This is a genomic window from Gammaproteobacteria bacterium, from assembly GCA_035546635.1.
In the GTDB taxonomy this organism is placed as follows: Bacteria; Pseudomonadota; Gammaproteobacteria; order JAURND01; family JAURND01; genus DASZWJ01.
In genome coordinates, this window is record DASZWJ010000008.1 from 1 (window position 1) to 5,408 (window position 5,408).

Annotated in this window: 9 protein-coding genes; 3 read left to right on the forward strand and 6 right to left on the reverse strand. The window is 37.0% G+C overall.

Annotation, left to right across the window (positions count from 1 at the left end; all coding sequences use genetic code 11):
- Window positions 1–199: 199 nt before the first annotated feature.
- The gene (locus VHE99_01575) at window positions 200–826 is read right to left on the reverse strand and encodes a Maf family protein (GenBank protein ID HVV67715.1); all 627 of its coding nucleotides are present in this window, start codon (window positions 824–826) and stop codon (window positions 200–202) included.
- 175 nt (window positions 827–1,001) lie between these two features.
- On the opposite strand from VHE99_01575, the gene VHE99_01580 reads away from it, so the two are divergent.
- Complete coding sequence (locus VHE99_01580) at window positions 1,002–1,289, forward strand: hypothetical protein (GenBank protein HVV67716.1); 288 nt, start codon at window positions 1,002–1,004, stop codon at window positions 1,287–1,289.
- A 123-nt stretch (window positions 1,290–1,412) separates the two neighbouring features.
- Here VHE99_01580 and VHE99_01585 read toward each other — a convergent pair whose 3' ends face one another.
- Window positions 1,413–1,520, reverse strand: coding sequence for a DUF2000 family protein (locus VHE99_01585; GenBank protein HVV67717.1), 108 nt, complete (start codon window positions 1,518–1,520; stop codon window positions 1,413–1,415).
- On the opposite strand from VHE99_01585, the gene VHE99_01590 reads away from it, so the two are divergent.
- Window positions 1,515–2,126, forward strand: a complete 612-nt coding sequence (locus tag VHE99_01590) for a flavin reductase family protein (protein ID HVV67718.1) — start codon at window positions 1,515–1,517, stop codon at window positions 2,124–2,126. The two genes, VHE99_01585 and VHE99_01590, sit on opposite strands and share 6 nt — an antisense overlap.
- A 54-nt stretch (window positions 2,127–2,180) precedes the next feature.
- Window positions 2,181–2,597: a secondary thiamine-phosphate synthase enzyme YjbQ gene (locus tag VHE99_01595; GenBank protein HVV67719.1), complete on the forward strand. Its 417-nt coding sequence runs from the start codon at window positions 2,181–2,183 to the stop codon at window positions 2,595–2,597.
- Window positions 2,598–2,696: 99 nt separating this feature from the next.
- Here the strand turns inward: VHE99_01595 and VHE99_01600 are convergent, their stop codons facing one another.
- The 4 genes from VHE99_01600 to VHE99_01615 all read right to left on the reverse strand — a co-directional run bounded on the left by VHE99_01600 (window position 2,697) and on the right by VHE99_01615 (window position 5,380).
- Window positions 2,697–3,023: a hypothetical protein gene (locus VHE99_01600; GenBank protein HVV67720.1), complete on the reverse strand. Its 327-nt coding sequence runs from the start codon at window positions 3,021–3,023 to the stop codon at window positions 2,697–2,699.
- A gap of 63 nt (window positions 3,024–3,086) precedes the next feature.
- Entirely contained in the window at window positions 3,087–4,625 is a 1,539-nt protein-coding gene (locus VHE99_01605; protein ID HVV67721.1) for an IS66 family transposase, read from the reverse strand.
- 66 nt (window positions 4,626–4,691) lie between these two features.
- Window positions 4,692–5,042: an IS66 family insertion sequence element accessory protein TnpB gene (gene tnpB / locus VHE99_01610; protein HVV67722.1), complete on the reverse strand. Its 351-nt coding sequence runs from the start codon at window positions 5,040–5,042 to the stop codon at window positions 4,692–4,694.
- Window positions 5,039–5,380, reverse strand: a complete 342-nt coding sequence (locus VHE99_01615; protein HVV67723.1) for a hypothetical protein — start codon at window positions 5,378–5,380, stop codon at window positions 5,039–5,041. Before VHE99_01615 ends, tnpB begins: the two co-directional genes overlap by 4 nt.
- Window positions 5,381–5,408 lie beyond the last annotated feature (28 nt).

Consider the following 5,408-nt stretch of genomic DNA (forward strand, 5'->3'; position numbering starts at 1 on the left):
CACTGACTTTTTTGATAGTAAAGCCGGGCAAATTTAGGATAAAATCCCGTTGGGGCATTTTTAATCTCCTTTTTCTCATCCAATCAATGAGTAAGGTATATTATTTTTGATTAAAATGCCCCCTTAATTAGGGGAGAGCCATTGACTGCTGAGATAGTGGAAAACATTAAGCTCACCTAATTAGACTCTACTTACAATACTACTGCCGAAAGCCCATTTTTTTCAGCGCCAAACGTAGCTCATACAGTGGCAAACCCAAAACTGCAGTGTAAGAACCTGAGATACTTTTCAAGTAGGATAATCCATGATCTTCAACAACACCGGCGCCTGAACATTGCAATGCCCATGGAAAAATCGAAAAATATTGCTCAACTGCTTCAGGATCAACATGAAATTCTATGGTAGCGCCAGTTACCCAATGCGCCGTATCGACACTAACCCAACGATGATCCTGACGATGCAATTTTTCAAGACAACAGCCTGTCAAAACTTCAACTGGCGCTTGGCGCTCTGAAGTCAGCATGGCAATAGCATCGTCGCGATTAATTGGTTTGCCAAAAATTTGTCCGGCAACCGTATTTCTCACTAAAGTATCGGCGGTCAGCACATAGATGTATTCATTATCAAGAGTCTTTGCATTAGGCAAAACTAAGGTTTGCATTTTATGCTGAGCAATTGCCAATACTTGCTCATGAAAAGTTGAAGGTGTAAAAGTCAGAACTTCATCGCTACCGTGCGCAATAACTTGATAATTAATTTTTGCATAGTCCAGCAAACGACGACGCGCTGATGATTGGGAAGCAAGGTATAAAATATCGGTTTTCATATATATTCTAAAAAAATAACGAGTTACAATTATATCATAATGCTGGATTTGTCCCATAATTTCAGCACCTCGAAAAAAACATTAACCCTTCTTCTGGAAGGCAAAAATTTGGAGAAACCTATGGCTTTAAATCTTAAAAACAACAACTAAACACGCAGTAAAGGCGATTACCTAATTGTTAAGAATCGACTTGTTGGGCACCCAGATTCGTGTTTCACAAATTGACCCTGGAGCTACAAAAACCGAATTATCCGAAGTTCGTTGGGGAGATAAAGAAAAAGCAAAATCGTTTTATGAAAAAATGATTCCCTTAGAAGCAATAGATATCGCTGAAGCAGTTATTTTTTGCGCTACACGAAAGCAACATATTAATATTGATGATATTATTATTAACAACATTGATATGGCTGGCACTTATAATGCACATAAAAGTTCTAAAGGTAGCTCTAGTATTTTTGAATAGGGAATAATGGGTTAAGTCCTGTGCATATCATTACCCAGGATTCGCATTGACCGTTTCAATGGTCGTTTCTAATTCAGTCAGATAGGAATCAATCCAAAAGATTTTTTTAGTCATACTTACATCTCAACGCCAAAGCGAAAACTTTCTCGTCAATGCAGATACTTTATCCCAGTCACCAAACAAAACAATACCATAGTAATTTTCTTCCTTTAAAAGAGTTATTAAATGCAAACCTATAAAATCAGCGATCTTCCCAAAAACTTATTTAAAGCCTGCATTACGCCTAGACCTATTGGCTGGCTGAGTACAGTTAATCCTGATGGCATACCCAATCTAGCGCCCTTTAGTTACTTCAATGTCATTTGCGACAATCCACCGATGGTGATGTTTTCTACTATGGATAGCCATATTGAAGGCGGCCCCAAAGATACCTTGTATAATGTCGAGGAAACTGGTGAATTTGTGGTGAATGTCGCCACTTTCGAATTAAGAGAACAAGTGAATTTAACCTCAGCTAACTTACCTAGAAAACAAAGCGAATTTGAATACAGCGGACTGGAATATTTGCCTTCAATTTTAGTTAAACCCTTTAGAGTTAAAAATGCACCCATTCAAATGGAATGTAAATATTATCAATCAATTCAATTACCGGTGTTTTCTAAAGATGACATTAATCGCATGGTTATTGGTACAGTGGAGTTGGTGCATATTAACCCCGCGATTCTAACGGACGGTTTCATTGATTATGATAAATTTCAGCCCATAGCAAGACTAGGTTATAACCATTATGCTGTTGTCACCGGTAAAAATATATTCAAGCTTGATCGGCCGGGCTAACCATCGCTTAATATTATTTAATTAATTATCTTCTTCAACTGGATGAAAAAGTTCATGGCCAATCAAAAATTTCTAGAAGTTCAGACAAAACACCGCGGATTTTATAATCTAGATGAAGCCGTTAACGACTTCATTCAACAATCCACTGTGCATACAGGTTTATGCCACATTTTTATCCCACATACGAGCGCTTCTCTTCTCATCATGGAAAATTGGGATTCGACCGTATTAAAAGATTTGGAAGCCTTTATGTCGCGCTTAGTACCCGACGGCGATGCTATTTTTCAACACACCATTGAAGGCTTAGATGATATGCCAGCGCATGTGCGAACCGCCTTAACACAAACAGCAGTTTCTGTGCCTATTATAGATAACAAACTCGCTTTGGGGCAATGGCAAGGGATTTTTCTATGGGAACACCGATTGAAACCCCATCGACGAAATATCATAGTGACACTAATCAAAAATTAGTTCGATATCAGGAGCCCACACAATACTTGAAGTATTTGAGATTTAGGTGTTAGAGCAGGAATTGATTTTACCTTGCAAGTTGCCTGTGAAATTTTTAGGTTAAGTTTTCAGACAGGTTCGAATTTGTAATGGATCGGGGGATTCGGGAGCGATAGGAATATTTGCGAATGGTTTAAAAAAACTACTATGTGTTTTAATGGTTTGTCTAAGTTGCTCCATATCCGGTTGAAGATACTCAGCAATTAATTCAATTATTTGATTATATAACGGCATATACTCCAAGAAAGGTTGCTGCATTTTAGCTATTAATTTAACTTCCAGATCAATATCACGCAGTGCTTTTTCAACTATTTGTTTAAAAGGTAAATAATGGCAAGTTTCCTCTGTCAGCATTAAATACACTTTTTCTTTCCAGATTTTAGCCATTATTGTTTCGTAAGCCCCTAATAATTCCATCCCATATTTGAATTTTTCTAGCGAATGTTTTCTTTATATAAATAAGGACTTATTGATAAACTGCGGCAGGAGAGAGGTGGGTTCTACTTCTTTGCGTCTGATTTTGTGAGCTTGATTGAGTACATATTCTAAATATTGTCGTGGATCAACCTGATTCAATTTGCAGGTTTGAATGAGACTATAAAGCAAAGCTGATTTGTTAGCGCTTTTTTCATTGCCAACAAATAGCCAATTGCGCCTGCCAACTGCAAAGGGTCTAATTTGATTCTCAATCCAGCAATTACTGATTTCGATTTCACCATAATTAATGTAGCGGCAAAGATAAGGTTTCTGATTTAGACAATAAGTAATGGCTTTTCCTAAAGCGCTTTGGGGTGGCGCATGTATCTTTTCTATTTTTCTAAATATTAAGTCTAACAGAGGTTTGGACTTTTCTTGCCGAGCTAATGCGCGATCGAGAACACTAAAACCCTTAATATCTTTTTCGATTTGATATAAGGCGCCAATATGCACCAACATTTCACCTGCTTTACCGGATTTATTATTGCCATTGATTTTAACTACATCAATAAATTTTCTTCTGGCATGATCCCAGCAACCAAAATGGGTCACCTCAGGGTTTTTTCTTAAATTGTTATAGCCGGAATATCCGTCCGTTTGCAATAATCCATTAAAATTTTTTAATACCCGATCTGGATTCCCTCCTTCTCGGCTCAAGTTAAATTCAAAAAGGATAAATCGATTTTTGGGATCGTAACTATGGTACGCCCATAAGTAACCCTTTTTGTGAGGTTTTAAAACAGTTACAGGAGTTTCATCCGCTTGGATAATGCGCGTATTTAGAAATTGTTGATATAATGCATCTTGTAATGGAGATAAAACCTCTGCGGCCCCCATAACCCAATTACCTAGCGTATTATCAGGAATAGCCAAACCCTGCCCAGCAAATATTTTTGACTGTCGATAAAGAGGCAAATGATGTTCATATTTTTTAATGACAACATCTGTGATAAGTCTGGCGCTAGCCATGCATTTGGGGAAAGGAGATTCGGGTTTTTTTTCTGATTTGATGGTTTCACATCGGCGACAGGTATATTTTGGTTGAACATGCTCAATGACTTTAATTTGCTCTCTAATGTGATCTATTTGTTCTGAGATGTCTTCGCCAATTTTTTCAAGTTGACAACCACAGACGCATATTTTTTCGGATTCAGACAGGTCATGGACGTGGCGTTCTCGCAATAGTTTAGAAGTATCTAATTGGCGACCCCGTGTTTTTACTTTACGACGTGTGTATTTAATGGTTTCAGTGCTTTCTTCAGGAGCTGAGTCAGTTTCTGCTTCTTCATTGAAAATCAAAGGAAGTTGTAATGATTCTGATTTTTCTGTTGATTGGCCAAACCTTTTTTGTTGACCTAGTTTAATTTGCTGCTTCAGCCAGCTTATTTCATTTTTTAAATTAAATATAGTCGCATCTTTATCTGCAAGCAAAGATTCAAATATTTCAACATTATCATCTGAAATATGGCTTAGAGTTCCGATAATTTTTTGAATTTTTTCATGATTTGTCATTTAGCCATTTTATCAAATTTATACTTTATTTTTAACTGGTTTTTTAAATATTTGAGCATTAATACTTTAAAAATATTCGTGAAATTCCAGCTCATTCCAATTAGACATTGAAACCCAATCAAGCCCAGCCAGCAACCAGCTTAATTGCTTCTCATCCAATGTCATTATATCATTTTCTGCTTTACACAGCTTAAAACAGCCTTGTTCAAGACGTTTATAGATCAATACAAACCCATTTTTATGCCAAGTCAATATCTTGACTTTCTTCCGACTGCGATTCAAAAATATAAAAACACCTTCTTTTAAGTTTGCAGAAAAATGAGATTTAACTATTTCGCATAATCCATCTATTGACCGCCTAAAGTCAACCGGCTGAGAAGATAACCATATTTGAGGGGAGGATAATGTTAATTTCATGACTCTAATGCCTTCACAAAGCGCAACATTTCAGAAATTGTTACCCTTGATAACCTTAATCTAATCCCGCTGACTAAGATAATTTCCATGCCAACTTGAGATTGGATCGTCGCCATTGAAGCCGGCTCTTGTGTATTTTTCTCTATCACTCGGTTGTTATTGTCGCTCAACCATTTGCTCAAAGATGATATTGGCAGCCCAACTTGTCGGCAGTATTTACTCATGCTCAAGCCACTTTTTTTCCAATTCTCGCAGTGATTTTGACGCTCTTCATCAGAATATCTTTTTAAAGTGGATGGTGTTTTTAGCTCAATAAATGGCGCTGGTTTTGTGGACATATATTTCTCCAAAATGTTTTATATTTTG

Excerpts from the sequence above, each read along its gene's own strand:
- VHE99_01575 (HVV67715.1), bottom strand. The coding sequence starts at position 826 with ATGAAAACCGATATTTTATACCTTGCTTCCCAATCATCAGCGCGTCGT.
- VHE99_01590 (HVV67718.1), top strand. The coding sequence starts at position 1,515 with ATGCAAACCTATAAAATCAGCGATCTTCCCAAAAACTTATTTAAAGCC.
- VHE99_01595 (HVV67719.1), top strand. The coding sequence starts at position 2,181 with ATGGCCAATCAAAAATTTCTAGAAGTTCAGACAAAACACCGCGGATTT.
- VHE99_01600 (HVV67720.1), bottom strand. The coding sequence starts at position 3,023 with ATGGCTAAAATCTGGAAAGAAAAAGTGTATTTAATGCTGACAGAGGAA.
- VHE99_01605 (HVV67721.1), bottom strand. The coding sequence starts at position 4,625 with ATGACAAATCATGAAAAAATTCAAAAAATTATCGGAACTCTAAGCCAT.
- tnpB (HVV67722.1), bottom strand. The coding sequence starts at position 5,042 with ATGAAATTAACATTATCCTCCCCTCAAATATGGTTATCTTCTCAGCCG.
- VHE99_01615 (HVV67723.1), bottom strand. The coding sequence starts at position 5,380 with ATGTCCACAAAACCAGCGCCATTTATTGAGCTAAAAACACCATCCACT.